Origin of the sequence: Desulfomicrobium macestii, assembly GCF_014873765.1 — a bacterium.
In the GTDB taxonomy this organism is placed as follows: domain Bacteria; phylum Desulfobacterota; class Desulfovibrionia; order Desulfovibrionales; family Desulfomicrobiaceae; genus Desulfomicrobium; species Desulfomicrobium macestii.
In genome coordinates, this window is record NZ_JADBGG010000014.1 from 78,849 (window position 1) to 104,723 (window position 25,875).

The window sequence follows — 25,875 nt, forward strand, 5'->3', positions numbered from 1 at the left end:
TCCAGGCCCCTTCCGGTAAGTAACCGGCGTGGCGAGAGCATCAGGCGCTCTCGCATAACCGCCGAAAACCGGAGAGACCATGGGCCGCGCAAGCATCGGATACATCAACAAGGATTACGAATCGATCCGCCAGGAGCTGTTGGCGAAGATCCCGCAACTCACCGACCGCTGGACCGATTTCAACCACTCCGATCTCGGCGTCGTCCTGCTCGATCTGTTCTGCGGCGTGGGCGACATGCTGGCCTACTACCTGGACGCCCAGGCGGCGGAGGCCTTTCTGCCCACGGCCCGCCAGCGCCAGAACGTCATCAACCTCTGCAAACTCATCGGCTACCGGCTGGATTCGCCGGTGGCCTCCACCACCACGCTGCGTTTCCGGCTCTCCGCCCCGCTCGGCAAGGATCTGACCATTCCGGCGGGGACGGCCTGCCGCGCCTTGCTGAGTGACGGCGAGGCGGATTTCGAGACGGTCGAGGACGGCTTGATCCCGCGAGGCGTACTCTCGGTAGACATCCCGGGTCGGCAAGGCGTGCGCCGCACCGAGACCTTCACTTCGACGGGGCTGCCATTCCAGCGCATCCGCCTGACCGGCGACGTCATCGCCCAGGGCACCATCACCGTTACGGTGGGGGACGACGCCTGGAGCGAGGTCGATCACTTCCAGGACAGCCTGGCCGACAGCCGCCATTTAATGGCCGACCTGGACGCCCTCGACATCTCCACCCTGATTTTCGGCGACGGGCAAAGCGGCGCTGTACCCGCTCAGGGAAGCGCCATCGCCGTCAGCTATCTGCAGACCATCGGGGACCAGGGCAATCTCGGTCCGAACCGGATCACTCAACTGCTGAGCCCGATCTACCTTGACGGAGGCCAGGTCTCTCTGACCGTCACCAACCCGGTGCCCGCCACCGGTGGCGCTTCGCGGGAAGCACTCGAACACGCCCGCCGACAGGCACCGGCGGAGCTGCGCAGTCTCTGGAAGGCCGTCACCCTGGAGGATTACCAGGCCCTCGCCGAGGGCTACCCCGGCGTCGCCAAGGCCAAGGTGCTCGACACCAATGCCTGCCAGAACATCCGCTATTACAACGTTCAACTGGCCATCGCCCCCAACGGCGGCGGAATGCCCTCGGCGCTGCTCAAACGGGACCTCGCCGAGTTTCTCGAACGCCGCAAGGTCATCACGGTCGAGATCAACCTGTTCGACCCGATCTACCGGCCCGTTTCCATCGACGCTGAGGTCTACATCTGGCCCGGTGAACCGCTGGAAAACGTACGCAGCCGCATCGAAGCCGCGCTCACCGATTTCTTTTCTTTCGACCGGGTCTCCTTCGGGCAGACCATTCACTTCTCCGACCTGGTGGCCCTGATCGACGGCGTGCGCGGCGTCAGCCACATGCATCTCTACGCGCCCCAGCAGGACATCGAGCTGCGCCACGGCGAAATTCCGGTTCTCGGCAGAGTCAACCTCGATCTGCGGAGGGCCGGTTGATGTCGGATTGGTTCAAGGACAATCTGCTCGGCCTGCTGCCGCCGCTTTACGAGCACAACGACGGGGCCGTTGACCTGCGCACATTTCTGAGCCTTCCAGCCGGAACGCTGGACGAACTCAAGCAGGCCATCGACGACTTCCCGACCATCTTCGATGTGGATCATTGCGACGAGCGCTTTCTGCCGCTGCTGGCAAGGCTCGTCGGCCTCGAAGTGGACGGCACCTGTTCGCCAGACTGCCAGCGCCGCCGCGTGCGGGAGGCGGTCGAAATCTATCGCCGCAAGGGCACCATTCCTGCCATCGAACGCGACTTCGACGCGCTCGGTTGGCAGGGGGAACTCCAGGAAACCTTCCGCTCGGCGCTGCGTCTCAATGCCCGCTCCCGACTTAGCAGCGCCAAACTACCCGGGCTGGTGTTCAGCCTCGGCGTGTTTCGCGTGCTGTGTCTCAACCAGACGGAGGGGCTGCGCGACGCTCTGGTATTTCACCACCCGGCGGGCACGCGCTGTTTCTGGTTCCAGTTCCTCCTGGAATGGATCGAAGGCGGCGCAATGCTCGACTTCGGGCACGCCAACGCCGTGCGCCGGATCGTGCTGGCGTTTCTCGACGAGACCTTCGTCCTTGGCCGCTCCTCGCTCGGTTCCTGCCGTCACCTGACCAACAAGCAGAGGGCCTGGGAGCTGCTGCAGCTCACCAGTACCACGGAAATGGTCCCGGAAATCGACCGGGCCACCGTAAAAGTCTCCCGTTTTCACGGCCGCCAGAACCGGATGCGCCTGAACCACAAGGCCCTCAACGACTGGCGGCTTCCGTACACCCGCGTCGGCGAGGACCGGGTTTCCTTCTGCACGCCCATCTACACCGGCCGCGACTTCGAAGGGGATGTACTGGAAAGCGGCTTCGGGCTGGGCGAGAACCATCTCAACCGCAAGCCGCTGACCCATGGCGAGACCGCGCTGCGCTACTGCTTTCGGCAGAAGGACTTCTTTTTCGACACGCAGGCGGAACCGGTTGAACGAGCGGAAGCCAAGTACGACCTGCGCCTGCCGCTGGAATCCCGGCACCGCCTCTGCTTCCAGCTTGGCCGCTCCAGGCTCAACGCCGGTCTCGACCTCACCGCCAACCAGGGCGGCATCAGCAACCTGCTGCTCGCCTCCACCGCTGGCTGCGACGCGGACGTCACCCTGGCCGTCGACCGGATCGACCGATGGCGGCGGAGAGGGCCTATGTTCCGGCTCAACGCGAACACCCTGAACACCCGGTATCTGAGCAATGCGAATCTGACCGGCGAACGGGCCTCGCTTGAAGTCTACGTGGACACAGGTTCTCTCCAGCGCCATCGGGTCGAGACCATGAAGCTGGGCGCGAGCCCGCTCAACACCACCGGCCTGCGCCTCTCCGTGGATCGGACCCGCCCCATGCGCGTCAGCCGCATGCGCCTCAACCAGGCCGGATTCCGCTGGTCGCGGCCGTCTTACCGTTGGCTGTTCCGTCAGCAGGACCTGCACGCGCCGACGCAGGCCGGGTTCGAGGCCGCCACCAATAATTATCGCGCCACCCAGTGGCCCACCTGAAGGAGAACCCATGGCGATACATCTCTATCTTGACGAAGCGCTGACTCAGCAGATTTCCGAGGGGGATTTCAGCCGCCCCGAGGCCGAGAGCTACAACGGCACCGACGGCGACATCAAGGATCGGCAGCTCTACGTCGCCAACGAGCAGACGAGCCTCGCCTCGGCCATAGACGCGTCGCAGACCTCCATCGCCCTGGCCGAACCGCGCTTTGCCGACGGCGAACTCATCATCATCGACGGCGAGCAGATGCTCATCGAAAGCGGCGGCGGCACCGCCAATCTCACCGTGCAGCGGGGCGTGGCCAACACCGCTCCGGCCGCGCACGACGCCGGAACGACCGTCTATTCCGGCTACGACTACACCGGGCTGGTGCTCGATCCCATTGATGAGACCAGCACCGACGAATCGGTCTGGTACCGCCTGGCCCTGACCCAGGCCGGACTCGACACCGCCACCCAGGGCGCACCGCTCAATCTCGGAGACAAGGCCTTCCAGCAGACGCTGTCTTTCTGGCGGCGTTGCACCGTGCTCCCGGGCACTCCAGTGCAAAACAAACTCGACATCAAGCTGCGCCTGACCGGCACGGAAAACCCGATTCTCTGAGGCGCATAGATGGCTGGCATCACGATTGATATCGATATTTCCGCGAGGGTGACCCGGCCTTGGGCAAGTGACCTGGACACACGTCCGGTGCTCCTGGGCTCACTTCTTGTGGATACAGATACCGCCAACCGGGTTGTTCGCGCTTTTGAAGCTGACATGGATGCGGCGTGTCGTATCCACCAGTCCTTCGAAGTGCTGGCGCAGACTCAGGCTGTCGTCCTCGCCAAAGTCGCCAGGCTGCTCGCGACCGGCCAAGTCATCCACAACCGCCTGAACCGGAGCGCCGACCGGTGGCTCGTCATCCATGGCCGTCTGGGCGTCGATGCCGACGCGGCGGTGCGGGTGACGCGCCCCTGGCTGCGGAGTATCGACACCAGCGTTCGAACATCCGGCGCACACATCAGCCGATCCGACACCGTCCAGCGCATCGCGATCCCGGCCGGGCTGCTTGCCGACACGCGCCAGATCCTGTTCGCGGTGCTCATCGATCAAGACCACGAAATTCAGACCTAAAGGAGAACAGCAATGGCACTGGGACTCATCGTCAAAACCGGCCGGATACTGACGGCCAAACTCCTCCTCGGCCAGGCCGTGGACGGCATCACCCACTGCGCCATCGGCGACGGGGATGCCAGCTTCACCGACCCGCAGAATCCGCCCGCGCCGGACATCGGCCAGACCGGGCTCAGAAACGAACGCGCCCGCAAGCGCAACTACAAGCGGACCTTCCTCAAGGAGGACGCCGAAGGGGCGCTGCTAGTCAACGGCGTGCGCTATCTCGAAACCGGCGAGGAGACCAACACCATCGGCGTCTTCTTTCGCTTCGACGAGGCCGAGGCCAACGGCATCACCATCCGCGAATACGGCGTCTTCGGCGGCGACGTGCAGTACACGGCCAGCGTCACCGGGGATCTCGCCATGAGCGGCGTGTTCCATCAGGACACCAACCCGACCGGCGAGGTGCTGCACCCGGGCTACCTGTACGAGGTGAAGAACATTCCCGACTTCAACAAGATTTCCGACACCCGCGTGGAGCTGGTCGGGATCATCAAGATCTAACTGGAGGATTCAAACATGAGCATCTCACGCGAGACATTCGACCCGACCAAGAATTACAAGCGCATCCGTTACCATCAGGATCGCGACCTGCTGGATTCCGAACTCAACGAACAACAGGACATCATCAACCTGGAGCGGCGCAAGATCGCCGACATCCTGTTCAAGGAAGGCTCCATCATCATGGGCCTGGAGGTCAGCGCGGCCGCCAACGTCCTGACCCTGGCCCCGGGCGTGGTCTACATCGACGGCCATCTGGAACAGGTGAGCGGCGCGACCCTGACCTATGACCCGGCCACCACCAGCGGGGCCGATTACGTTTACGTGGAGCTGCTGAAGTACAACTACGGCTACACCCAGGACCCGGCCCTGATCAATCCGGCCACCGGCGAGCCCACCGCCGAGCGGGAAAAATGGGTTCTCTCCCTCAAGGCGACGGACACCAGCGGCCAGACGCTGCCCAACAACGTGGCCGAGCGCCGGGTGATCCCGATCTACAAGTTCGACCGCGAGAGCGGCGACGTCACGCCCACGGTGCAGGAGAAGTCCAACCTCTACCTGCGGGATCTGCTGGGCACGCTGCCGGGCAGCCGGATCACCGTCTCCTCGATCACCGAGGACCAGCTCTCCTTCGCCGCCGCCGAGGGTCTCAACTCACTGATTCAGAACCTGGCCGAGCGCACCTTCGACCAAGCCGGAAGCTATCTGGTGCGGGGCTTCGACACCTTCATCGGCGGCGTCGACGACGACAGCGTGGAGGCGATCACCAACGCCGGACGCGCCTACATCCAGGGCTTCCGGCATCAGCGCGATCTGCCCACCTCGACCCTGGTGCCCAAATCCATCGCCACCAAGTCGGTGCGCGGCGAGCAGAAGACCTTCGATATCAACAAGCGCCGCTATCCGGTCAACTCCACGCCGCTCAAGGAGACGACCCAGGTGGAGGCCATCGTCGAGATCACCCGCAACGTCACTCGCGGCTCGGTGGGCGGCGGCGAAGACCTGCTCGACCCCAATCCCGTCGTGGACATCCTCGAGGTCAGCCAGGGAGCGACCATTTTCCAGGAGGGCGTGGACTGGCAGCAGTCGGGCAACCATGTCGACTGGCTCGGCTCCGGCAACGAACCGGCCATCGGCACCACCTACACGGTGCGCTGGACCTACACCAAGCAGATGGTCAAGGGCACCGACTATGTGGACAGCGGTTGGTTCGGGCAGGCCAACCATCCGGCGGCCGGAAACTATTTCTATCTGGTCACCGCCTACAACGCCACCGGCGAGACGGCCTTCAACGCCGCTGCGGTCGTTGCCCGGGCCACCACCGCCGGTGAGATGAACAAGCTCTCCTGGCTGCCGGTCAGCGGCGCGACAGGCTATCGCGTCTACCGGGCCGCCACCAACGGCGCACGCACCGACTACAAGCGACTGATGGAACTGGGCAGCGAGGCGCTCTCCTACGTCGACGACGGTGTCGAGGAGATCGGCACCGCTTCGCCTCTGGCCACCAACACGGCCGGACTCACCATGTCGGCGGTCCAGCTCGAGCTGGGCAACCTCAACGTGATCAACTTCGGGCGCGGCAGCCTCGGCGACCAGCCGGTGAACGGTTCCAACTGCAGCCTGGACTACGACTATTACCTTGGCCGCCGCGACATTGTTTATGCCACCACCACCGAGATCAAGCGGCTGGAAGGGGCTCCGGCCGATTTCCCCAAGCTGCCCATCGTGCCGGAAAACGCCCTGGGGCTGTGCAGCATCGACTGCCCGCCCAACTCCACCGACATGGAGATCCGCAACTTCGGCCTGACCCGCATCACCATGGACCAGATTCACGACATCATCCAGGACGTCGAGGACCTGAAGTACAACGACGCCCAGTACCAGATGAACAACGAACTGCAGAACCGGGACGCCCAGACCAAGAAAGGCATCTACTCGGACGACTTCTCGAACACCGCCCAGTCGGACATCTACCACGCCGAATGGGACGCCAGGGTCAACGAAATCGCCCGCTTCGTCGCGCCGGACCGCATTCCACACTCCACCGTTCTCTCGGTCGATCAGGCGGGCAGCAACGCGAGTTTCTTCGGCAGCCTGGCGCTGTTGCCGGGCAACGAGACCGTGCTGGTGGAGCAGAACGACTGGTCCGAGGAGCGCAACATCAACCCCTACGCGGTATTCGACAAGCCACCGGCCATGCTGCAGATCACGCCCAACCTCGGGCGGCGCGGCCAGACCGGCATCGCCGTCACCGGTATCAACTTCACCTCGAGCAAGTCCGGCATCGTGCTGCGCTGCGACGGCCAAGTGATGGCCAGCAACCTGATCAGCGACGAGGCCGGTCGGGTCAGCGCCTCCTTCACCATTCCGACCAACGCCCGCAACGGCAACCGCATCGTGGAGATGGCCGACGGCGTCTACTCGGCACGGGCCAGCTTGCAGATCAACGATCCGCTGGTCATCACCCGCATCGAGCGCATCATCGAAAACCGCATCATCCGCGTGCCCGTGGTGCAGGTGGTCTGGCGCACCCAGACCATCTTCGTGCCCCGCGATCCGCTGGCCCAGACTTTCAGCTTCACCCAAAACCAGGTGATCTCCAGCATCGGACTGCAGTTCACCGCCAGGGACCCGAGCATCCCGGTCACGGTGCAAATTCGCGGCGTCACCACCGGTCTGCCCAACGGCGTGGTGTTCGCCGAAAAGGTGCTGGCCCCGAACGAGATCAGCCTGAGTGGCGAGACCCGCATTCGCTTCGACGACCCGTTCTACGCCGAGGCCAACACCAGCTATGCCGTGGTGCTGCTGACCAACAGCACCAATTACAAGGTCCGCACCGCCACCCTCGGCAAGATGGGCCGCTGGGGCATCATCACCCGGCAGACCTACATGGAGGGCGTGCTGCTGGAGAGCTCCAACGCCGAAACCTGGACGCCGCTCAACGGCTCCGACCTGGCGATGAAGATCTACGGCTACAACTTTCAATCCGAGGGCATGATCCGCTTCCAGCCGATCACCGGCGTGCAGTTCTCCGATATCAACCTCGACGAATACTCGGCCATCCCCCAGGGCACCGGCTTCGACTGGGAATACTCCACCGACGGCGGCGTGACCTGGGACGCCATGGTTCCCGCAGAGGAGGAGCGGCTGCCCAACCTCGCCACCCGGGTCCAGATCCGCGTGCGCCTGAGCAGCTCGCTTTCCAACGACACCCCGGCCATCAACTTCCGCGACGTCAACCTGGTGGGCTACCTCAACAAAACCACCGGGGCCTATCTGACCCGTGAGAACGAGCTGACCCAGGGGGTGGAATCGACCAAGGCCTATGTGCAGATGCAAATCCCCAGCGGCACCACCCTGCAATGGTTCGCCAGCAACGACGGCGGCCTGACCTGGGAGGCGATGACCATCCAGGAGACCCGGCCCATCGACGAGAACTGGACCGAGTACACCCTGGTGCGAACCTTCACCGACAACACCGGCAACAAGGTCCGCTACAAGGCCGAGATGACCGGCACGCCGCTGATCTACCCGCGCATCCATTCGCTGGGCGCGACCCTGAGCTAAGGAGGCACGGCCATGATCGTTCGACGCAAAGGCGGCCTGACCGAGTTCATCCCCACGCCGCAGGAGAAGCGCGACGGCCTGATCCGCGACCACGCCCTGGGACTACTGGAGAATCTGCACCAGCGCCTGGCGCGGCTGGAACGGGCATCAAAGCTCCCGACCGACGAAGCGGAGGCCTTCACGGCGCTGCTGGCGCGGATGCGGGCCGATGAGTCGCGCAACCTCGAGCTGCACGCCAGCCTGATCACCTCCGATACCGCCTCCGGCTGACCGGATCACTGCCACCGCCAACCCAGAAACCCCGGATACGGCCAGCCCGTTCCGGGGTTTCTGCCGCCTGTGCGCCGCCCAATCCGGCCAATCTCGCAAGTCATTGAAAATAAACGTGTTAAATGTCGTCTTCGGCTGTTCTTCTACTTGATTTGTGTCCGGAAAGAAGCATTCATTCATGGTGTAAGCGGAGGCTGAAAAGCCTTGCCAGACACCGACTTATAAGCGCCACGAACGACGGAGGCACGCATGAACCTGAAAGAGATCCACTACGGGATCGAGATCGAGACCGTAAAACGCACCCAGGAGCAGATCGCCTGGGCCATCCACTCGGTGGTGGGCGGCACGGTCCGCCATGTCGGCATCCCCAGCAGCTATGACCCCTGGGAGGTCGAGGACCTGCGCGGCCGCGTCTGGAAGGTGGTGGGGGACGCCTCCCTGACCAGCGTCCCGGCCCATCTACGGGCCGAGGTGGTCAGCCCGGTGCTCGGCTATGACGATATCCCGCAACTGCAGGAGGTGGTTCGGGCCATCCGCCGCGCCGGAGGCAAGATCAACAGCCAGTGCGGCATCCACATTCATATCGACGCCGCGCCCTTCGACGGCAGGCACCTGGGTAACCTGGCCAAGATCATCTACAAGCAGGAGCCGCTGATCCTCCACGCCCTCGGCATCAGCCGCGACCGGCTCAACCGCTACACCCGGCCGGTCAGCGACGAGCTGATCCAGCGTATCGAACAGCATCGCCCCCGCACCAAGGACCAGCTCAACCGCATCTGGTACGGCTACCACAACCGCCAGCCCCAGCACTACGACAACAGCCGCTACCACGGGGTTAACCTGCACAACGTCTGGTACCGGGGCACGGTGGAGTTCCGCTGGTTCGAGGCGACCCTTCACGCGGGGCGGATCAAGGCTTACCTGCAATTCTGCCTCGCCGTCGCAGCCAAGGCGCTCAACGGTCGGGCGGCCTCCAGCCGCAAGCGGGACTTCGATCCCCAGAGCGCCAAGTACGACTTCCGGGTATTCCTGCTCCACCTCGGTCTGATCGGCGACGAGTTCAAGACCGCCCGCAAGCATCTGATGGCCAACATGCCCGGCGACGCAGCCTTCAAGAACGGACGGCCCAAACCGGAGGACGTCCTTCCGGATGAAACCGAAACCACCACTCTCACCAACGAGGCCGGGCAAGTTCCCGGCCTCACTGTTTAAGGAGGTGCCCCATGAAGATTCTGATCCGCTCCACCACGCTGGACGGCGATCCGATCCCTGGCAGCGGGGAAACCCTGCAAGCCGCCGACTGCCTTGAAGTTGTCGAGCTGATGCGCGGCCAGACACCGTTTACCGCCAGCCGAGCGCCCCGGGACTACATGACCGAGGTGCTCTCAGGCATCGAAGGCGGACCGACCCAGCCATTGCCGGAGGACACCGCCGCTGCGGCCGCCGAGTTTCTCACCCGTCTGGCGCGGCACGGCCTGATCGAATTCCTCCCCGACGACAAGGCCAGCGATCCCTGGCCGGAACGCTTCCTCGAAGCCCTGGAGACGGTGCGGCTCTCCGGGCGCACCAACATGCTCGATCACCCCGAGGTGACCCGGCTGACCGCCGAGATGGGCTACCCGGAGGTGGCCGTGTGGCTGGCGGACCACCGGCGTGAATACGCGGCCTTCGTTCTCGAGGGGACGAGACCGCTCGGCAAGAACTTCGGCGGCAAGGAGGACCCGGCTCCATGTGCGGACAAGTAGGCATCATCTTCGGCCGCAAGCGCAGACGGCCCGACGAGCGGGATACCCTGCGCGAGCTCTTCATCCGCATGCTGCTGCACAGCGAGGAGCGCGGCCCGCACGCCTCCGGTCTCGCCTGGCTCAAGACCGACGGCAGCCACCGCATCTTCAAGCGGCCGATGCGGGCGCACGAGCTGGTCTACGAGAAACCGTTCCAGGAGCTGCTCGGGCAGGTCGACAACGAGACCACCATCCTCATGGGGCATACCCGCTGGCGCACCCGGGGCAACGAGTTCAACAACCGCAACAACCATCCCATCCGGGCCGGGATAGTCATCGGCACCCACAACGGCACCATCTACAACGCCGATTATCTGTTCCGCCGCCTCGGGCTGCCGCGCTACGCCGAGGTGGACAGCGAACTGATTTTCCGCCTGGCCGACCGCTTCGCGTCCGAAGGCTCCATCGACCAGGAGGGGCTGAAGAAGGCGCTTGCCCTCTGTCGCGGCCAGATGAGCGCCGTGCTGGCCTCACGGCTCGACCCCGGCACCATCACCGTGCTCAAGGGTAACAAGCCGCTCTGCCTGCGCATCCACCGCCAGCATCGGGTGGTGCTCTACGCCTCAGACGACGCCTTTATCGACTTTGCCGTGGACAACGAGAAGGGCTGGCGCGAACTGGAGGTGCCTCCCATGACCATGCTCACCATCCGCCACGCGGATGTGCGGGCCATCGATAACAGCGAATTCCGCTTCATCCCCCAGGAACGCAAAGGGACATTGCCCGAAGGAGTGAATGCATGAACATTGGAGACACCGCGAAGCTGACAAATCCGCAGGACATCGAATTTGGACGCACTGAAAGTGCGCCCGCAGGGCGAGGGCCAGGGACGGCCCGAGTCAGCACAAACCCGGAAGACAGCCCCGAGACCATCCTCCGGCTCTTCGTCTACGGCACCCTGAAGCGGGGCTACTGGAACCATCAACGCTTCTGCGCCCAGGCCCGCAGCATCGAACCGGCCGTGGTCTGGGGCAGGCTCTACCATCTCAACGCCGGGTTCCCGGCCCTGGAAGTGCCGGAAGGGCTGATCCTGTCCCGGGGCACCGCCGATCCGTTGGCCGACGCCCGCAGACAACAGGAGATCGGCACGCCACGCTTCGGCCGCCCTACCGGTGACTGGGATCTGATCCATGGGGAATTGGTGACCTTCACCGACCCGCAACGCGACATGCCGCCCGTCGACCGGCTCGAAGGCTTCCGGCCGGGCGGGCATAGCATGTACCTGCGGGTGTTGGTGGCGGTGCTGTGCGGGCACACCTCGATTCCTGCCTGGACCTACTGGATGCCGTGCCCGCCTTACGCGGAAAGAGTCGCTAGCGGCCAGTGGTCCTCTGGGCATTCGTGGATTTGGAGGCCAGGTCATGGATTGCAGTAATCACAACGCCTGGGATCGGCGAACCGTAGCTCGGTGCGCTCGCGGGTCAAGCGATGCGAGCATTTGACGCAACCGTGCACCTCGGCTCGGGTCTCGCGGGTGGGCGCGCCGCAATCGGCGCAGGGTAGGCCGCCCACGCGCTCGACGAGCCAGAAGCCCGGCGCGCCGCAGGCCGGGCATGGCGACAGCAGTTTCTTCACCAGATCCTCGGCCGCGAGGCGGATCATTTCCATGCGCGTGGGATTGGCATGCGCGCGTGCATCCACCTCAAGAAACACGTGACCGGTTGCCGACTGCCGTGCCATGCAGGAGTAGGCTGTCTTGAGCGACGTCCAATCAGCAATTCCCTTGCGGATACGCGGATCGTCTTCGCCTTGCGGCCTGAGCACGAGATTGTGATTGGGGAAATCGACGGCGCGTGCAAATGTTTCCACTGCGGCCCAATCTTCCGCCAAACAGTGATCGCTTATCGCTTTGCCCTGCGCCACTCCGACGACCTCAAAACCGAATTGGTCGTTGACGTAAATCACACACTCAACGTTCCATGGAAACATCCCTATGAATGGGTCGACTCCAAATCTGCCCTCACTAGCAAGCCCATGTAGCAGGCCTGACAGCTCCATGCCGATGCGGGCCTTTTTGCGGGCTGCATCTAACTGTGAGCCGTAACGTGGTATATCACGAGTGAACGTGCCGAGATGATCGGTGTCAAAAGTATCGATCAATATAATCTGCCAGCCCATTTTTAGTTCAAGCACCGGAGTAATCACCCGCTCCTTGCCATGTTTTGTAAGCAAAGCTGCACGTTGAATTTCGCCTGAATACATACAACCTCCTATTACGATCTCCCCGCAAATAATCCAACTCAGCAAAAACAGATAGGGATATACCTTGTGTCCAGGATGCTCCTTGCTGGTGCCAGGCTTCCGGTACAGCGCAGCAATCCCCATGCGAGCCATCCACGAGCCGACATGCTTACGCCCAACAGCGACACCTGAGCGATTCAGTTGATCCCGAAGCATCCGGGCACCCATAAACGGATGCTCAAGATGCAGCTCGTCAATGCGGCGCATGAGCTCCAAGTCGGCGGCGCTCACCGGCCGAGGCTGATAGTACACGCTACCGCGACTTATCCCGACCAGTTCGGCCTGCCGCTTGATTGAAACCTCGTGCTCGCGGTCGATCATCGCTTTGCGCTCAGCAAATGTACCGCTTTTAGGCGGGTGGGGCCATCCCATCATTGATTGTAAAACGGCATCGAAAAGTGACCGGCCATCGGCGTCCAATTCTGGACCCCTCCGGGCGTGTCACCGACGTCTGCTTGTAGTGCCTTGACAGCAGATGGAAGAGCAGTTGCCCACTGAATCGGGAAACAGCAGATCAAGTGATGCCTGCGTCACTGGCGCGTTGGATGGCGCTCGACGCCTTGCTCTTTCCCCGATCCCTGCTGCCTGTCGAAGCCGAGAAGGGCAAAACGCTCCCCGACTGGGTAGCACGTCCGCCATGCACAGACCCGCAAGGGCGTGACGTTGCGGATCCTCCGGCTCGAATACCATCAGGAGCACCCCGACGGGTACAGCTCTCGTGGTTCTGTCAGCTCTATCGAGCCGGGGCTGGCGGTAAACGGTCGTCACACGTGTCGAGCACAAGGCAGGCGAGAAGACCTTTGTGGACTTCGCTGGCCCGACCATGGAGATTATCGATCCCCTAACCGGAATCGTCAGCAAAACCCAAGTCTTTGTCGTTGCCGTCGGTGCGTCTCAGCTACTCGTTCACCCATGCCGCTCCGTGGCAGGACATCGCCTCATGGCTGTCATGCCACGTCAGGGCCAAGTGAACACATGATTTATTTCCGTATATTGAGCTATTTCGTGTTTGCCGCCTTATGGATTCTCTATGTAGCGGCCCTTGCAGCCATCAACTCGGCAGCTTCTTCAGTTATAAATTCTTCAAAGGCATAATGGTCCTTTTGGGCTTTCCAAGCGATACTGATGGTCTCGGAAGGATTGAATTTCAAATTTGTCGGACAGGGGGTATATATTTGCACATAGGTCGGCCCAAGCTTTCTTGCGATTAGGATGGCTTTGACAACCGACTGGCCGATTCGTTTAGGGTCGGCGACGGTCACTTTCGAACCGTAGACGCAACCTGATGTCCGAGCCAATTCAAAAACAGGGACCTTGGGGAAGTTTTTTCCCTTGGGAGCCATGGACAGCACTCGCCCTTGGGACGACATGCCACTTTCTTGTCCGCCGGTATTGCCGTAAACTTCATTGTCGAGCATAATGGTGGTTATGTTTTCGCCTCGAAACCAGGAGTGCAGGGTCAAGTCCAGGCCGATATCGGCAATGCCGCCGTCACCAACCATTACCACTACGTCTTTGATCTGTTCCGGGTAGCGAATCTTGAGCATTCTTTTCAGCCCCGAGGCGACAGCGTTTTGATTGCCAAAGGCGGATGTTGCGTAATTCAGCGACGTTTGTGACAAGGCAAAGAAAGAGCAACCCGGAGTTCCGACAATCAACGTATCCTCGGGAGCCGGAAGCGCCGCCAAAACAAGACGCACTCCGAGAGAAACGCCGCATCCGGCACAGTGTGGGTGCTCTTCGGTAATCTCCTTGAATGTTCCCAGGTTCTGGATTCCCAAAGATTTACCGTGGGGGCCTTCAGTAACCAAATCCTGGTAATCTTTGGGCAGAATGTCTGCCAGAGCCGATACGGGAGTGATGATTTTTTTCGACACGGTTCAATTTCCTCCCCGGAGGTATCCGGCCTTTATGGCCTTTTTAACTTCATCAACAATCAGCCCAGGAGGCATGCTCATTCCGCCAAAAACCCGAGGCGCACCTATGACGCGCCGGTTGCGGTCGAGGGTCGCCTTGACTTCGCGTGCCAGCCAGCCCCCAGCGTTGAATTCAGGCACAACGATGATCTTAGTCTTTTCGAGAAACATTTGTAATTCCTCTTCGGGAAAAGGGCGAATCGCTTTGATTTTGATCAGCCCAGCATCAATCCCTTCACTCCGCAGCAGACGCAACGCTTCGCGGGACTGGGAGGCAGCGGTGCCGGAGGCGATGAGCATTATTTCTGCGTTCACGTTTTCGGTCTCCAACAGCCCGCCCATGAAGCGTTCAATGTGCCTGCGGGCACGCTCCGCAGCGGCCAGCACCTCCTGATGCCAGCTGGCATTGGCCGAACCGCTGATAAAGTTACTTTTGATGAGCAATGGGTCGCGAGTGATGCGCATCGGAGGGGTTTCCATATCGAACGCAGGCACCGGCGCAAGGCCTGCGTCATAGGGAGGAAGGGTGGTGTTAGGTGGCGGAAGCAACACTTCTTCCCTGGAGTGCGTGACAAAAAAACCGTCCACGAAAATACCCGCAGGTAGGTGTACCTCGGGCTGTTCCGCCACCAGGTAGGCCTGAAGGATCATATCATAAAAATCCTGGCTATTCTCGGCGTGAAACATCAACATACCGGTATCCAGCAACATCCCCATCTCGATATTTTCAGGTTGAATCGAGGGAGGGAGAGAGACGCCACGACACATAAAAGCACAGACGATGGGCTGCCTGGAACCGGCCCAAACCGGAAACATTTCCATCGCCCGCAGTGTGCCAGGTCCACTGGTGGCGGTGAACACTCGACCTCCTCCAAGTGCGGCGCCATGAATAGCCGCCATAACAGCGAACTCGTTTTCACCTCTGTAGAATTCTTTAACATAACCCTGGGCGTAAAGATCTCCCACTAGCTGCATACTTTCCGACTGCGGCGTAATTGGATAGGCGATCGCCATGTCGATCGACGCCCGCTTCACCGCCTCGGCTACGGCTTCGCTGCCGGTGATAAAGGATTTTGTGCGAGGACCGTACAACAGCTTCGCAATCGGATCGTCATCTTTCTTTTTGCATGCACACAAAATAAACCTCCTGACATGGTCATGGTCTTGCCCATCTACACCAACGGCCCCACATCTGAAGCCAGGGCGCTACGCATCCACTGCTCGCGATGCTCGGTCGCAGCGGCCTTGCTCGGCTGCTTCCAGATCTGGCGCAGTTCCTCTTTGAGGTCGTAGGCTTTGGCCAGCGGCTCATTAGCCGCCAGCGCCTCTTGCAATCGCTCGTGCTCCTGCCGCTAGGGATTGAGGCTTTCCGGATTATTCAGCAGCTGCCTTTGAGCACGCTCTTACCCGTCGTGTCCTGCAGCTCGCGGTGGTGCTTGCGCAGCACCTCCGTGAGCGTGTCGTTCATCAGCTTCGCCACATGGAAATAGTCAAGGACCACTGCTACGCCGGTCTGATGTTCGACCACGGGCCCGATATAGACTGCGCTCATATCCGTCGCCACCACCCGTATCCTGGCCCGAGAGCGTTTCAGTCGTTCTCAGAGCGGTTTTAGAGTCAGCTCCTCGGCCGTCGCCCACGAAGACAACCTTGCCGCTGCGCAGATTTATCGCCAGGGTCAGGTGCTTGTGACCTTTGTGGACACTGATCTCGTCAATGGCGAAGTACTCAAGACCGGTCAAGCTCGGCGATGACGATGCTGGACGTTGCCACGCTGTTGGGCGGCGGCTGGGATGTGACGGCATCTGCACAGGCATTTCGGCAAGCCGAGGTCCGCGCCAGGACAAAGCGTGCGAACGCCTTGGCGTGCCGTCGCCGTGGCTCGGCAATACGCAACTCGGTCCGACGGACAAGTCCACGTGACGCACACCCAATCCGTGGCACCTCGACGACCAGCCAAGCAGGCTTGAAGCCAACGGGCACCTTACGCAGCCATCGCTTTGACACGCCACGATGGAGGACATCGCGGCTTCGGCAGTGGGCTGCGGATCAACTTACTTTTGGGTCGCACATGCAGGAGAACGCTTCCCCCTACGAATTCCTGCCGACCGTAGTCATAGCCAGACAGCCCGAACGCATGGTAAAAGAAGTTAGTGGACATGGCGGTTCATCCTCTTGGTTTTCATTGGCGTGAAAACTCAATGAACCCCATGTCCTTTCTTTTTGTCAAAAGTACGATCCAGCCAGAGGAACCACAATAATACTAAGGAACTCGACCTGGCTAGGTGACTTCAAGGGCCTCCTTCTGGCAAACAGTAACGCAAAGACCGCAGCCCTTGCAGCGACTCTCTTTAACTACTACTAGCTTCTGCTCAGGCAGGAATGCGATGACGTTGGGTTCTGGACAGGCTGTAATGCAAAGTTTGCACCCTATACATCTGTCATTGTCAACTCTGGCTGAAAAATACATCTTAATTCCTCCTTTTATTATTTTAATAAAGAGAATTCAGACAGTGCGGCCCCGGCGGCAGTGATTAACTCATTATTTTTCTCTATCATCTGACTGATCTTGGCGAATTTGCTCTTAACTGCGTCGTCGAGGACTGCTGTGGTACCGGAAGCGACAAATTTTCCGCCCCCAAAACGCTCTTGAATGGCGACCTGTAGCGCCTCCATTGTGGTCAGCTTCCGTATCCCATAGAGAGCACCGAGCATGGCGATGTTGGTTGACAGTTCAGATCCGGCAATTTGTTTGGCAATTGTCGTCGCCGGCACATAGTAAATCTTTGCGTTAAGCTTTGCCAGGCGTTCGAGATCCTCGTCAGCGATGGCAAGAGGCAAATCGGCGTTGATCAGGATCGAACCGTCTTCTTGGATCCCATCGAAAAAAGGCATGGTGTAGCATTTACCCAGAGTTATGACGTGGGAATGGAAGATCATAATGATGTTAGGATATAAAATCTCTCCTTTTTCAAAAATTTTCTCTGAAGAGATGCGGACATAACTTTCCGCAGGCGCCAGCCGCTTTTCTGCGCCAAAAAAAGGATTTACTGCACTTTCCAGGCCGTCCTTATTAGCAGCACTTCCCAGAATGTGAGCTGCTGTCACCACGCCCTGCCCTCCGAGGCCAGACATACGGATAAAAGTTTTTTCTATCGAATTCATGATTTTTCCTCGATGGTGTCCAGAAACGCTTGGGCTTGCTGCGATATTAACTCCGTAGTCTTGTACAATCCCTCCCTCTCCCGCCACTTGATATACGAAATGGTTTCCTTGGAATTAATCTTGTAATTTGTGGGGCAGGGGCTGTAGATTTGCACATAGGTCGGTCCGGTGTCTCGCGCGACCAAAATTGCCCGTCTAACCGCCTTTGAAAGTTGTTTAGGTTTTGCAGGCGAAACCGAAGCCACATATGCACAGCCCGAGGCCTGGGCAATTTCAGGAAGTGACAGTTTCGGAAAATTTTTCCCTTTGGGAGCCATGTTTAGTACAGCCCCTTGCACGGACATGCCGCTTTCCTGGCCGCCCGTGTTGGCGTAGGCTTCGTTGTCCAGCATGATGGTGGTGAGATTCTCGCGACGCAGCCAGGACTGCATGACCATGTCCAGGCCTATGTCGGCGATGGCGCCGTCTCCGGCAATAACCACCACATCCTTTACTTTGTCCGGAAATCTCAGCCTCAGCGCTCGCTTCAAACCAGTGGCCACGGCATTCTGGTTGCCGAAAAGGGAATGAATATTATGAAGCGCGACCTGCGGGAATGCAAGCGCGCTGCAACCAGTAGAGCCGACCACAACTGTGTCTTCTGGCGCGGGCAGCGATGCCAGGGTCAGCCTTAGTGCAAGGGCTAAGCCGCATCCAGCGCAAAGGGGATGCTCTTCCAACAACTCTTTAAAAGAACCAAGATCCTTGATGGCGTAACCTTGCCCGTACGGACCATTATCAACTAGCTCCCGGTATTCCGAAGGCATGATGTCATCGAATCCAGGCGATATTCTCAGCATTCCGGTCTTCATCGAGTACTCCTTCTTATTTCTTCGAGAATCAGCTCCGGCGGCATGGTCATTCCACCAAAGACCCTAGGTCCTTGAACCACCTTGCGGGGCTCATTGATGACGTTACATAACTCCCTGGCAAGCCACCCCGTCCGATTAAATTCCGGCACAACGACAGCTTGGGCCCGAGAAGTCAGTGCCCGGAGTTCCTCGCGCGGAAAGGGCCGGATGCTTTTGATCTTGATTAGGCCGACATGAATTCCTTCATCTCGGGCGACACGAATGGCCTCACGGCTCTGACTGACGGCGGTACCGGAGGCCACGACGAGAATGTCGGCATCCTCGTGTTCAGTCTCAATCAGGCCGCCTAGGTAGTGAAGCAGATACTTGCGTGAACGTTCCATTGCCGCGTCAACTTCTTGCTGCCATGAAGCATGGGCGGCATAACTGATGAAATTGCTCTTCATGACAAAAGGATCTCGCATCTGCCGTATCGGAACATTTTCCATGTCCATTACTGGAACTGGAGAATCGTAAGGATTGTATGTGGGAAGCTTGCAGTCTTCGGGGAAAAGGTTCACGTTTGTTCGGGTGTGGGTCACGAAAAAGCCGTCAACGAATACTCCCACCGGAATATGCACATCGGTTTTTTCCGCGACCATGAACGCCATCAGAATCATATCGTGCAAATCTTGAGAGCCTTCCGCATGTAGCATGATCATGCCGGTCTCCAGCAGAAAAGCCATTTCAATGTTGTCCGGCTGAATAGTCAGCGGCGAATTGATTCCCCGAGTCATAAAGGCGCAGACAATTGGCAAGCGGGCGCCGGACCAAGTGGGAAACATTTCAAAGGCCCGCATTGTGCCGGGACCTCCGGTGGCGGTGAAGACCCTTGCGCCGCCCATGGAGGCTCCAGCCACCGCCGACATGACGGCAAATTCATTCTCCCCTCGATAATATTCTTTCACATAACCTTCGGCATAGAGATCGCCGACAAGATGCATGCTTTCAGACTGAGGGGTAATTGGATAGGCGATGGCCATATCCAAATTGGCGCGCTTTATGGCCTCTCGCACAGCCTCGCTGCCAGTGATGTACTCGCTGGTTCGCAGCGCTTCAAAAAACAGGAAATCAGGATCAACTATTTTTTGTTCAATCATTTGCTCGTCCTGCCTTCAGTTCGTTCACCAATTCTCTCAAGCGCTGCAGTTCGCAGATCCCGCTATCCCGCAGAGAAATCATCGCATCTTCATGGCCCGCTTCCGCGCACAGGGCGACCGTGTAGCAGTCGGTACCGCCACGGATGATTTTCAGCGCCACATTCGCGTAGTGACAGTGGACGCCAATAAAAAGACAGACGTCGATCTTATTGTGCCAGATGGTCAGGTTTGGGTGGTTCGGATTGACCTCGATGGCTGGATTGATCATCGGGTACTTCGGCCGGTAATCAGGCATCGGAATGATTTTGGCGCCTACCACCTCTGCCAGGCTTTTAAGGGCTATCGCCTTCTCCGCCACTCCTGGCTTCCAGTCCCAAAGAATCAGGGGACCTGGAAAAAAGACCGGATTTTTAGCCGAAACCAACTTTTGTGCAATTGCTGACATGGCGGCATCGACGTCAACCAACGCCCCTTCCATAATTGCCTGACCGGTGTCGGGAAGCGTCACTCCCCTCGTTGCGGCCGCTGGTGGTAAATACCCCTCCGGTCCAACAACCACTTTGTACGTTGCTGTTTTCATGCAAATCCTCCCGTGTTAGCGTTGTTTGTCAACCCTGAAATTAGAGCAATATGCCAAAAATTAATTGAAATTTAATCGAAAATATCTTGTATTTCAAACAACCAGTAATGCAGCAAAAAATGCATTGTTGTCGAAATCACTCCGAGATTAGCACCGAGGGACACTACACAAATCTGATCGATCAACCCCACTTATTTTTTGACTGGGTTGATAGAAAATTTGCCGGGCGCAGAACAGTAACATCCACCATAATAATGGTCATGGCGTAGTTGTCGTAGTATTGCTCCTGAAGAAAAACGGCTATGGTTTCAGCCGCTTCGTCATCACAGATGATCTCCACGCGGATGTTGCTGTTTGCCTCCCAACGGGCATTTCGAGCACCCCGAGTCCCTTTGCCTCGGGCTTCAGAAATCGTGTAGCCCGATGCTCCAAGTCGCTCGATATCGCGGATGATGGTGTTTTCCAACGCGGCTTCAGTAAAGATGGTCAACAGTTTGCGCGAACGGGATGTCATCTTATCCTCCCAGCAGATTGTGAGCTTGTATGGCCAGCAGGTGGTAGATCGGTATGCCGAACAGGACGTTGAAGGGGAAGGTTACCCCCAGTGAAGCTGCCAGAGACAGGGTGGGATTGGCTTCGGGGACAGATATCCGCATGGCTGCCGGCACGGCGATGTAGGAGGCGCTAGCGCCAAGGATGGCCAGCATGGTCGTGCCGCCCACCGACAGCCCGAGCAGATAGCCCAGCAAAGTGCCCACTACCCCCGAAAACAACGGCATGACCACGCCGAAACCGAGCAGAAACAGCCCATACCGCCGAAGACTGCCAAACTGGACGGCTGTCAGAAGCCCCATTTCAAGTAGAAATAATGCCAGTACCCCTTTGAAAAGATCAAAAAACAGCGGCCTGATCGGAGCCGTGCCTTCAGGGCCAGCAAGCCAGCCAATCAGCACGCCACCAAGCAGCAGAACGACCCCTTTTCCTAAAAAAACCTCATGGGCGACCTTCCCCCATTGGGTTTGCCGGTCAACGCCGCGGGCCAGTATGATGCCGACGAGGATGGCGGGGACTTCGAGCACCACCAGCAGCAGCGGCATGTGCGCTTCAAACTCGACGTGACGGCTACCCAGATACGCGATCGCCACGGCATAGGTGCCGACACTCACAGAACCATAGTGGGCGGCTATCGACGCGGAATCGGCCCGTTTGAATTTGCCGACGTAACGTAAAACAGGATAGGCTATCATCGGGAGGGTGAGACCCATGGCGATCACGACCAGTATCTGAGGCAGCAAGTCGGCAAACGGCTGCTTGGCCAGCTCGACCCCCCCCTTGAGCCCGATAGCCAGCAATAAAACAATGCTGAGGAAATCATAGAGGGCGGCTGGGAAACGCAACTCCGAGCGCAGCAGTCCAGCCGCAAGTCCAAATAAGAAAAATAGTATAATTACGTCCATTTCAATTCCTTCGTCGGGTTGATCGAGAGGGTTCAGCCAGACTGTTTTTCGCTGCGGGGAGTCTGTCTCACCAGCCTCACTCGCGAAAACCTGCTCTTTTCGGAATCCCAAAATAGCGGAGGATGGACACTTTTAGGGTTAGTGTTACGCAACGTCAAAGCTTCGGCCAAATTTAAGCCAGAAGTGTATAAAGGGAGATATAGCCCGTTTTCAGCGTCTTCTCCTGCTGTTGCGCGTAGACAATTGAAAAGTTCCTGTTGCGACGGAGGAGATGGCGCTGGCGGTACGGGTTCCAACCAGCAAAGAGTCCATATGCCGAGCAATGAGGCGGTCTGTACAAGTTTGTATCTACAGACAACCCCTGAGGTGGTCGTCCGAACAAGACAGGAGGGAGGCTGTACAGTCATTCGCCGATGAACCCAAATGCCCAAGTGATGCTGTAACAAATTTTCTTGCCGCTTTTTACAGCGCATGGAGAGAAGATTTTCTATTTCTCTACCGGCGCGAGCAATATCTTCGATGGAATTCACTAGAGTAAGACAGATCACAATGCGACCTCCCTAACGCTGCTGCCAGCAGATGCGCGATCTAAACGGTCAATTACTGCCTCCCATTCCGAAGAGGCTGGCGGGCATCCAACCAAGATGTACTGCCGGGCGCCTGTGTCAACGGCACGCAGTTGTGCATAAAGTCTGCGAGCATAAGAAGTCGGCGCAGTCGGCATCTGGCACCAACGTACGCCGACCAAGTTTTCTTTGGGTTGACGCTTGGACAATACGGAAACTCCCCAACCTTTCTTCAAATAATACAGAGCGATGTTTTCAAGGCTATCGTCTTCAACCAATCGAAGAGGTGACAATGGAGCATAATGGTACGGCGACAATCCAGGAGACCGCAGCGAAGATGCAGAGGCCCTCTTAGGAATTTCCCCCAAAACCTCCGCTATTGCCAACGCGGTAACCGCACCAGGCCTCAATATGCGTGGGTTTCCACCGCTGAGGTCAAGTATGGTTGATTCGATACCAATCTGACACGCGCCGCCATCAATATGGCTGTCGATGGCTCCCCCGAGTTCCGCCACCACATCTGCGACACACGTTGGGCTCAGACGACCAAACCGGTTAGCAGAAGGAGCCACTATCCCTTCACCAAATGCTTGCAACAGTGCCAGGGCAGCAGGGTGAGCCGGGCATCTTAAACCCACGGTATCTTGCCCTCCGGTTACAATATCCAAAACCTTGGGGTGACGTTTGAGGATCAGCGTCAGTGGTCCCGGCCAAAAATGTTGAATTATTCGCAATGCAACACCAGAAACTTTTTTTGACCAACGTTCGACATCAGCCTCACCAGCCAAGTGCACAATCAGCGGATGACCTAATGGACGTCCCTTAACAAGAAATACACGACTAACAGCATTAAAATTGCAAGCGTCAGCACCCAATCCATATACTGTCTCAGTTGGAAATGATATCAAGCCGCCGCGCAATAGCGTTTCAACCGCAGTAGATATTGCTTCCTGAAACACATTTCGCTCACTATATAACGACAAATAGTTCAAATTTATGTCTCCTTATATTTTTTTGAGCCTTAAACAGTTAGCCTAAATTCGTGAAAAAGTTGCATTGAATATACCGTATCGAAACATTTTCTCTTGAAATAAATCAGTGATACAGGCATTTTTAACTTGCTTTTCCAGAATGAGTTTTTGCACCCATTGGGTGCGACAGGGGTTCGCAGGGCGGTCCGCCAGATTTTCGAGGTCACGGAAGTATTGAGCAAGGACGGTGTGTTCATGATGATTTCAGAGGTCCGCGTCTGCGTTTTGTGGACCAACCTGGAATTTGATGCCGGCCAAGCTTTGACGCTGTATCGCAATCGGAGTACCAGCGAGCAGCATCACGGGGCATTCAAAACCGAGATGGCCATGGAGCGCCCACCGTCGGGCAAGTTTTGCGTGAATGCAACCTTTCTGCGCTTGGGCATGCTGGCCTACAACATGCTTCGGGTAGCCTCCGTTGACTTGGTTGTGGCTCGGATGCAGGGGCTGAAAAAAGCCAATCGTCGAAGAACCAAGACGGTCATGCGGAGCATGATGAGCATTTGCGCCCGGATTACCCACTATGCACGCAAGGTAATCCTGCATGTCTCCTGCCCGAAGGCATGATTTAAGGTGGCCTCTGACCTGTTTTATTGTCTCAATACGGCGTAACGAAAGGGCCATTAGGCTACATTCCTAGTATTAGTGCGTTTGAAAACTGCAAAAAGTCAGTTCTCGGAATTTTTGAGGCGATAATTGCTCTTCAATTAAAAATTTTCAGACCGAAAATCGCGTGGTTCTCTGATCCAGCAGGTGAAAAATGAGCAGACGTATTTCGCTTAATTAGTCGGCCCTGAAAATATGACAATGTGCTGAAATTAATTGAAATATACTCAGAAATAACGTATTTTGAATAACCAGTAATGCAGTGCGAAATGCATTTTTCTGGTCGAAATCACTCCGAGGTTATCAACGATGCAGCCCAAAAAATCGGGCCACCAGCGCAGTTTCCTATGCCCGGATCTGCTCGATCAACTTGATCCTCGAAAGGCCAGGTCGGCGACTCCGTGAATCTGTTCATGGCCTGTGCTGCGTTCAATTTCCGGAAGTTCATCCGGATTCTGTGTTTTTTGTGCCTCAAATTCCTTGGGCACATACTTCGACCCAATGTTTAGCCCGTACAGGTCTGTGCCTGACGTGGCGTTTTAACAATTTTTCATGATCGACTAATTAGCCTTTTAAAACGTTGTCATTAAAAAAAAAAGTCGGATTAAACTTAATACTTCTTCCAAAAAAACTGATATCACAAAGGGGACTTCATGTTAAACTATAAACAGCTTTACTATTTTTTGAACGTTGCCAAATTAGGGGGAGTGCTTCGCGCTGCAGAGAGTCTCCATGTAATGCCACAGACTGTCAGCCAGCAAGTTGCTAACTTGGAAAAATCCTTGGGAGTCCTTCTCTTCAGACGGGTTGGTAGGCGTCTGGAACTCACTCCGGCTGGTAAAGTAGCATTGTCGCGTGCGGATGACATCTTCCAAATTGGCAGTGAACTCGAGCTGTTGATTAAAGCCTCTGCTTTAACCGAAGGTGCGTTGTTTCGTGTCGGAATCGTCGATGCAGTCCCCAAGTCAATGGCTTCCCAACTCCTCAGTGTGACATTAACACTTGCAGAACCAATTTGTCTGGTCTGCCATAATGACAAGCCTGAACGACTTTTTGGGGATCTCTCCACTCACAAGTTAGATTTGGTGATCGCCGACCGTGCCTTGCCCAAAGAGATGGCTATTAAAGCATATAATCATGAACTCGGACAATCTGGAGTAACTTTTTGTGCAAGTCCTATCTTGTTAGGCCATTTTAAGGAAAGTTTTCCCAACTTGCTTCAGAAAGCCCCAATGTTGATGCCGTCAGCGGGCACCTCCTTGCGGAGTGCCGTTAATCGGTGGCTATCAAGAAAAAATCTCCTGCCGAAGATTGTCGCCGAATTTGATGACACAACTCTCCTTAAAGCCTTCGGCCAAAGGGGGTTGGGGTTTTTCCCTGTTCCGTCGGTTATGGCCGACGAGGTTGTCAAACAATATGCAGTTGTGGCTATTGGTTGTTCTGAAGAAAAAGATCTTAATTTTTTCGCTATTTCCCCTGAGCGTCGTTTGAAACACCCCGCTGTCCTGGCGGTCATAAATCTGGCCAGAACAAGTCTGTTTCAATCAAGGTGAACTCTTAGAATAGACATGAGAGAGGCGTGCATATGACGTTGTTGGAAAGGTATCGCTATTACGGCGAATTGATCGTGAATTTTTTCAGATGGGATCTCCAGCTGCATTTTTTCTGGGGATTTGTTTTGACGCTTTGTGGTGTGTATTGGCAGCCGCTTTTGCTCTCGGGTTTGATCGTCACTGTTGTCAAGGAGTCGCTGGATGTCTGGAGTAAAGGGCACTGGAGCTGGGGCGATTTCTGGTGCGGCATCGGTGGATGCGTTTTAGCATTCGGTTTTTTGTTGTCTGTTGAACTGCTTTCCTGGGACGAATGGCGAACATTGTTGAGGATATACCTAAATCCGTGAAAAAGTTGCATTGAATATACAGTTTTGAAACATTTTGCACTTGAAATAAATCAATGATATCGGTATATTGAACTTGCTT

General features: G+C 57.5%; 26 protein-coding genes and 2 pseudogenes. 14 read left to right on the plus strand and 14 right to left on the minus strand.

Annotated elements, in window-relative coordinates; all coding sequences use genetic code 11:
• Positions 1 to 79: 79 nt before the first annotated feature.
• From H4684_RS10515 to H4684_RS10565, 11 genes are all read left to right on the plus strand, one after another.
• Complete coding sequence (locus tag H4684_RS10515; protein WP_192623689.1) at positions 80 to 1,489, plus strand: baseplate J/gp47 family protein; 1,410 nt, start codon at positions 80 to 82, stop codon at positions 1,487 to 1,489.
• Positions 1,489 to 3,063 carry a phage tail protein gene (locus tag H4684_RS10520; protein WP_192623690.1) on the plus strand — a complete coding sequence of 525 codons (1,575 nt, stop codon included), beginning with the start codon at positions 1,489 to 1,491 and terminating at the stop codon, positions 3,061 to 3,063. Before H4684_RS10515 ends, H4684_RS10520 begins: the two co-directional genes overlap by 1 nt.
• Before the next feature lie 10 nt (positions 3,064 to 3,073).
• The gene (locus H4684_RS10525; protein WP_192623691.1) at positions 3,074 to 3,667 is read left to right on the plus strand and encodes a hypothetical protein; all 594 of its coding nucleotides are present in this window, start codon (positions 3,074 to 3,076) and stop codon (positions 3,665 to 3,667) included.
• Positions 3,668 to 3,676: 9 nt separating this feature from the next.
• Positions 3,677 to 4,180 (plus strand): hypothetical protein, encoded by a 504-nt coding sequence (locus H4684_RS20635; RefSeq protein WP_225940362.1) that lies wholly within the window; start codon positions 3,677 to 3,679, stop codon positions 4,178 to 4,180.
• 12 nt (positions 4,181 to 4,192) lie between these two features.
• Complete coding sequence (locus H4684_RS10535) at positions 4,193 to 4,726, plus strand: hypothetical protein (protein ID WP_192623692.1); 534 nt, start codon at positions 4,193 to 4,195, stop codon at positions 4,724 to 4,726.
• A gap of 15 nt (positions 4,727 to 4,741) precedes the next feature.
• Positions 4,742 to 8,290, plus strand: coding sequence for a DUF4815 domain-containing protein (locus tag H4684_RS10540; RefSeq protein ID WP_192623693.1), 3,549 nt, complete (start codon positions 4,742 to 4,744; stop codon positions 8,288 to 8,290).
• Positions 8,291 to 8,302: 12 nt separating this feature from the next.
• Positions 8,303 to 8,560, plus strand: coding sequence for a hypothetical protein (locus tag H4684_RS10545; protein WP_022993020.1), 258 nt, complete (start codon positions 8,303 to 8,305; stop codon positions 8,558 to 8,560).
• A 249-nt stretch (positions 8,561 to 8,809) separates the two neighbouring features.
• Positions 8,810 to 9,772: an amidoligase family protein gene (locus H4684_RS10550; RefSeq protein WP_192623694.1), complete on the plus strand. Its 963-nt coding sequence runs from the start codon at positions 8,810 to 8,812 to the stop codon at positions 9,770 to 9,772.
• A gap of 11 nt (positions 9,773 to 9,783) precedes the next feature.
• Positions 9,784 to 10,305, plus strand: coding sequence for a DUF5049 domain-containing protein (locus H4684_RS10555; RefSeq protein ID WP_192623695.1), 522 nt, complete (start codon positions 9,784 to 9,786; stop codon positions 10,303 to 10,305).
• Complete coding sequence (locus H4684_RS10560) at positions 10,290 to 11,087, plus strand: glucosamine 6-phosphate synthetase (protein ID WP_192623696.1); 798 nt, start codon at positions 10,290 to 10,292, stop codon at positions 11,085 to 11,087. The genes H4684_RS10555 and H4684_RS10560 overlap by 16 nt, the downstream gene beginning before the upstream one ends.
• Complete coding sequence (locus tag H4684_RS10565) at positions 11,084 to 11,719, plus strand: gamma-glutamylcyclotransferase family protein (protein ID WP_225940363.1); 636 nt, start codon at positions 11,084 to 11,086, stop codon at positions 11,717 to 11,719. Before H4684_RS10560 ends, H4684_RS10565 begins: the two co-directional genes overlap by 4 nt.
• On the opposite strand, the gene H4684_RS21140 is transcribed toward H4684_RS10565, so the two are convergent.
• From H4684_RS21140 to H4684_RS10630, 14 genes and pseudogenes are all read right to left on the minus strand, one after another.
• Entirely contained in the window at positions 11,704 to 12,546 is an 843-nt protein-coding gene (locus H4684_RS21140) for a DUF6671 family protein (RefSeq protein WP_318779632.1), read from the minus strand. The two genes, H4684_RS10565 and H4684_RS21140, sit on opposite strands and share 16 nt — an antisense overlap.
• Before the next feature lie 48 nt (positions 12,547 to 12,594).
• Positions 12,595 to 12,921: pseudogene (locus tag H4684_RS20640) on the minus strand (IS3 family transposase); the annotation flags it as partial.
• 692 nt (positions 12,922 to 13,613) lie between these two features.
• A complete protein-coding gene (locus H4684_RS10575) occupies positions 13,614 to 14,462 on the minus strand; it encodes a thiamine pyrophosphate-dependent enzyme (protein ID WP_192623698.1) in 849 nt (282 codons plus the stop codon).
• Between the two features lie 3 nt (positions 14,463 to 14,465).
• Positions 14,466 to 15,638, minus strand: a complete 1,173-nt coding sequence (locus H4684_RS10580; RefSeq protein WP_225940364.1) for a transketolase C-terminal domain-containing protein — start codon at positions 15,636 to 15,638, stop codon at positions 14,466 to 14,468.
• 35 nt (positions 15,639 to 15,673) lie between these two features.
• A pseudogene (locus H4684_RS20980) lies at positions 15,674 to 15,838 on the minus strand (DesA/ISL3 alpha bundle tail domain-containing protein); the annotation flags it as partial.
• A gap of 41 nt (positions 15,839 to 15,879) precedes the next feature.
• Positions 15,880 to 16,095, minus strand: a complete 216-nt coding sequence (locus H4684_RS20985) for a transposase (RefSeq protein WP_264080948.1) — start codon at positions 16,093 to 16,095, stop codon at positions 15,880 to 15,882.
• 687 nt (positions 16,096 to 16,782) lie between these two features.
• Positions 16,783 to 16,971 (minus strand): 4Fe-4S binding protein, encoded by a 189-nt coding sequence (locus tag H4684_RS21255; RefSeq protein WP_192623701.1) that lies wholly within the window; start codon positions 16,969 to 16,971, stop codon positions 16,783 to 16,785.
• A gap of 17 nt (positions 16,972 to 16,988) precedes the next feature.
• The gene (locus H4684_RS10600) at positions 16,989 to 17,666 is read right to left on the minus strand and encodes a 2-oxoacid:acceptor oxidoreductase family protein (RefSeq protein ID WP_192623702.1); all 678 of its coding nucleotides are present in this window, start codon (positions 17,664 to 17,666) and stop codon (positions 16,989 to 16,991) included.
• A complete protein-coding gene (locus H4684_RS10605) occupies positions 17,663 to 18,517 on the minus strand; it encodes a thiamine pyrophosphate-dependent enzyme (protein ID WP_192623703.1) in 855 nt (284 codons plus the stop codon). Before H4684_RS10605 ends, H4684_RS10600 begins: the two co-directional genes overlap by 4 nt.
• A complete protein-coding gene (locus H4684_RS10610; RefSeq protein WP_192623704.1) occupies positions 18,514 to 19,656 on the minus strand; it encodes a transketolase C-terminal domain-containing protein in 1,143 nt (380 codons plus the stop codon). The genes H4684_RS10605 and H4684_RS10610 overlap by 4 nt, the downstream gene beginning before the upstream one ends.
• A complete protein-coding gene (locus tag H4684_RS10615; protein ID WP_192623705.1) occupies positions 19,649 to 20,236 on the minus strand; it encodes a carbon monoxide dehydrogenase beta subunit family protein in 588 nt (195 codons plus the stop codon). The genes H4684_RS10610 and H4684_RS10615 overlap by 8 nt, the downstream gene beginning before the upstream one ends.
• A 181-nt stretch (positions 20,237 to 20,417) precedes the next feature.
• Positions 20,418 to 20,750 carry a P-II family nitrogen regulator gene (locus H4684_RS10620; RefSeq protein ID WP_192623706.1) on the minus strand — a complete coding sequence of 111 codons (333 nt, stop codon included), beginning with the start codon at positions 20,748 to 20,750 and terminating at the stop codon, positions 20,418 to 20,420.
• A gap of 1 nt (position 20,751) precedes the next feature.
• Positions 20,752 to 21,693 (minus strand): sodium-dependent bicarbonate transport family permease, encoded by a 942-nt coding sequence (locus H4684_RS10625; RefSeq protein WP_192623707.1) that lies wholly within the window; start codon positions 21,691 to 21,693, stop codon positions 20,752 to 20,754.
• Between the two features lie 544 nt (positions 21,694 to 22,237).
• Positions 22,238 to 23,251 (minus strand): L-threonylcarbamoyladenylate synthase, encoded by a 1,014-nt coding sequence (locus H4684_RS10630; RefSeq protein WP_225940365.1) that lies wholly within the window; start codon positions 23,249 to 23,251, stop codon positions 22,238 to 22,240.
• Between the two features lie 213 nt (positions 23,252 to 23,464).
• Here H4684_RS10630 and H4684_RS10635 point away from each other — a divergent pair, with 213 nt between their 5' ends.
• The 3 genes from H4684_RS10635 to H4684_RS10645 all read left to right on the plus strand — a co-directional run bounded on the left by H4684_RS10635 (position 23,465) and on the right by H4684_RS10645 (position 25,796).
• The gene (locus tag H4684_RS10635) at positions 23,465 to 23,857 is read left to right on the plus strand and encodes a transposase (RefSeq protein WP_192623708.1); all 393 of its coding nucleotides are present in this window, start codon (positions 23,465 to 23,467) and stop codon (positions 23,855 to 23,857) included.
• 692 nt (positions 23,858 to 24,549) lie between these two features.
• Positions 24,550 to 25,449, plus strand: coding sequence for a LysR family transcriptional regulator (locus H4684_RS10640; RefSeq protein ID WP_192623709.1), 900 nt, complete (start codon positions 24,550 to 24,552; stop codon positions 25,447 to 25,449).
• A gap of 32 nt (positions 25,450 to 25,481) precedes the next feature.
• Positions 25,482 to 25,796: a hypothetical protein gene (locus H4684_RS10645; protein WP_225940366.1), complete on the plus strand. Its 315-nt coding sequence runs from the start codon at positions 25,482 to 25,484 to the stop codon at positions 25,794 to 25,796.
• Positions 25,797 to 25,875 lie beyond the last annotated feature (79 nt).

Excerpts from the sequence above, each read along its gene's own strand:
- H4684_RS10515 (WP_192623689.1), top strand. The coding sequence starts at position 80 with ATGGGCCGCGCAAGCATCGGATACATCAACAAGGATTACGAATCGATC.
- H4684_RS10520 (WP_192623690.1), top strand. The coding sequence starts at position 1,489 with ATGTCGGATTGGTTCAAGGACAATCTGCTCGGCCTGCTGCCGCCGCTT.
- H4684_RS10525 (WP_192623691.1), top strand. The coding sequence starts at position 3,074 with ATGGCGATACATCTCTATCTTGACGAAGCGCTGACTCAGCAGATTTCC.
- H4684_RS20635 (WP_225940362.1), top strand. The coding sequence starts at position 3,677 with ATGGCTGGCATCACGATTGATATCGATATTTCCGCGAGGGTGACCCGG.
- H4684_RS10535 (WP_192623692.1), top strand. The coding sequence starts at position 4,193 with ATGGCACTGGGACTCATCGTCAAAACCGGCCGGATACTGACGGCCAAA.
- H4684_RS10540 (WP_192623693.1), top strand. The coding sequence starts at position 4,742 with ATGAGCATCTCACGCGAGACATTCGACCCGACCAAGAATTACAAGCGC.
- H4684_RS10545 (WP_022993020.1), top strand. The coding sequence starts at position 8,303 with ATGATCGTTCGACGCAAAGGCGGCCTGACCGAGTTCATCCCCACGCCG.
- H4684_RS10550 (WP_192623694.1), top strand. The coding sequence starts at position 8,810 with ATGAACCTGAAAGAGATCCACTACGGGATCGAGATCGAGACCGTAAAA.
- H4684_RS10555 (WP_192623695.1), top strand. The coding sequence starts at position 9,784 with ATGAAGATTCTGATCCGCTCCACCACGCTGGACGGCGATCCGATCCCT.
- H4684_RS10560 (WP_192623696.1), top strand. The coding sequence starts at position 10,290 with ATGTGCGGACAAGTAGGCATCATCTTCGGCCGCAAGCGCAGACGGCCC.
- H4684_RS10565 (WP_225940363.1), top strand. The coding sequence starts at position 11,084 with ATGAACATTGGAGACACCGCGAAGCTGACAAATCCGCAGGACATCGAA.
- H4684_RS21140 (WP_318779632.1), bottom strand. The coding sequence starts at position 12,546 with ATGTATTCAGGCGAAATTCAACGTGCAGCTTTGCTTACAAAACATGGC.
- H4684_RS21255 (WP_192623701.1), bottom strand. The coding sequence starts at position 16,971 with ATGTATTTTTCAGCCAGAGTTGACAATGACAGATGTATAGGGTGCAAA.
- H4684_RS10600 (WP_192623702.1), bottom strand. The coding sequence starts at position 17,666 with ATGAATTCGATAGAAAAAACTTTTATCCGTATGTCTGGCCTCGGAGGG.
- H4684_RS10605 (WP_192623703.1), bottom strand. The coding sequence starts at position 18,517 with ATGAAGACCGGAATGCTGAGAATATCGCCTGGATTCGATGACATCATG.
- H4684_RS10610 (WP_192623704.1), bottom strand. The coding sequence starts at position 19,656 with ATGATTGAACAAAAAATAGTTGATCCTGATTTCCTGTTTTTTGAAGCG.
- H4684_RS10615 (WP_192623705.1), bottom strand. The coding sequence starts at position 20,236 with ATGAAAACAGCAACGTACAAAGTGGTTGTTGGACCGGAGGGGTATTTA.
- H4684_RS10620 (WP_192623706.1), bottom strand. The coding sequence starts at position 20,750 with ATGACATCCCGTTCGCGCAAACTGTTGACCATCTTTACTGAAGCCGCG.
- H4684_RS10625 (WP_192623707.1), bottom strand. The coding sequence starts at position 21,693 with ATGGACGTAATTATACTATTTTTCTTATTTGGACTTGCGGCTGGACTG.
- H4684_RS10640 (WP_192623709.1), top strand. The coding sequence starts at position 24,550 with ATGTTAAACTATAAACAGCTTTACTATTTTTTGAACGTTGCCAAATTA.
- H4684_RS10645 (WP_225940366.1), top strand. The coding sequence starts at position 25,482 with ATGACGTTGTTGGAAAGGTATCGCTATTACGGCGAATTGATCGTGAAT.